Origin of the sequence: Nonomuraea sp. NPDC050691, from assembly GCF_040654455.1 — a bacterium.
Lineage (GTDB): Bacteria > Actinomycetota > Actinomycetes > Streptosporangiales > Streptosporangiaceae > Nonomuraea.
The window spans coordinates 1-1296 of sequence record NZ_JBFAIA010000379.1; the positions used below are offsets into that span (position 1 = coordinate 1).

At 50.6% G+C, this 1296-nt stretch carries 1 protein-coding gene; it reads left to right on the forward strand.

From position 1 onward, the window contains the following. Nucleotides 1-106 precede the first annotated feature (106 nt). Nucleotides 107-1099 (forward strand): tyrosine-type recombinase/integrase, encoded by a 993-nt coding sequence (locus AB0H81_RS44915; protein ID WP_358388765.1) that lies wholly within the window; start codon nt 107-109, stop codon nt 1097-1099. Nucleotides 1100-1296: the final 197 nt, after the last annotated feature.

Below are 1296 nucleotides of genomic sequence, written 5' to 3' on the forward strand. Positions count from 1 at the left end.
TATATACAAATCAATCTCATATCTGCGCCACTCAATACATTATGATTGATTAGGATTGATTATAACATATAATGCCGTGTCCCCTCACTGTCCCAATAATATACCAATGGCAACAATCGAAAAGCGCAACGGAAAATATCGAGTCAAAGTCCGTCTAAAAGGTGTTACCAAGTCTGAAACATTTACCCTGAAATCTGATGCCGTTGCATGGGCGGCGAGGACTGAAGCGGCAATCTTGGACGGCGTACAGGGCAATGCGCCCAAAAGCCTATATTTTGCCGATTTGCTGAAACGATACCGCGATGAAATCACTCCGGGTAAGCGAGGTAGTAGGGCGGAAACATACCGTCTGAATCGTGCGCTACGGTCTGAATTGGCTGATATTAAGGTCAGCGACCTGCGCCCACATCATTTTGCCCAATGGCGCGACAATCGGAAAAAAGAAGTCCAAGAAGCAACGGTCAGGCGCGAACTTGAAACGCTGTCCGCCGTCTGTCAAATGGCGGTCAAGGAATGGGGGCTTTTACCGTCAAATCCTCTATTGCAAATCAGACGGCCGGGCAAAGGCAGGGCGAGAAACTACATACCGTCCGATGATATTGTTTTGGCTGTCGTGCGTGAGCTTGGTGTAGCTGACGGCGTGCCGATAATCACGGTAAAGCAGCGTATCGGATTGGCTGTCTTGTTTGCGATTGAGACGGCCATGCGTGCCGGGGAAATCTGTAACATGAATTGGCGTGATGTGCATTTAGCCCGGCGCGTGGTGCATTTGCCGATGACTAAAAACGGTAGCAGTCGAGATGTGCCGCTGTCTAAAAAGGCTATGGCGATATTAGATAGACTGCCACGGTCTGAGAGTGGGTCTGTGTTTGATATAAGCTCCCACACGCTTGACGTGATGTTCAGACGTGCGAGGGCAAAGGTTGAGGGGGCTGAGAGCTTCCACTTTCACGATACGCGCCATAAAGCCCTGACGCGAATGGCGGCGAGGGTTGAGCCTATGCAACTGGCTAAAATCAGCGGCCATAAGGATTTACGCATATTGCTGAATGTGTACTATAACCCTGATATTGGCGAACTTGCCGATTTGCTGGATTGAAAAAAACCGCCTGTTACGGCGGTTTCTCTATTTCTGACGGCGGCGGCGGATAAATTCGTGTACTTCTGCTTCCGGCCATAACCGTTTGCGCGGCGAAATTACAAAAGGCTTTGGGGGCGATAGGGTGCACGCAGTTCGAAAAGGCGTGAAGGAGCAGGTGATCATGCGGGCCGCGGTGATGGGCTCACCGATCGCGC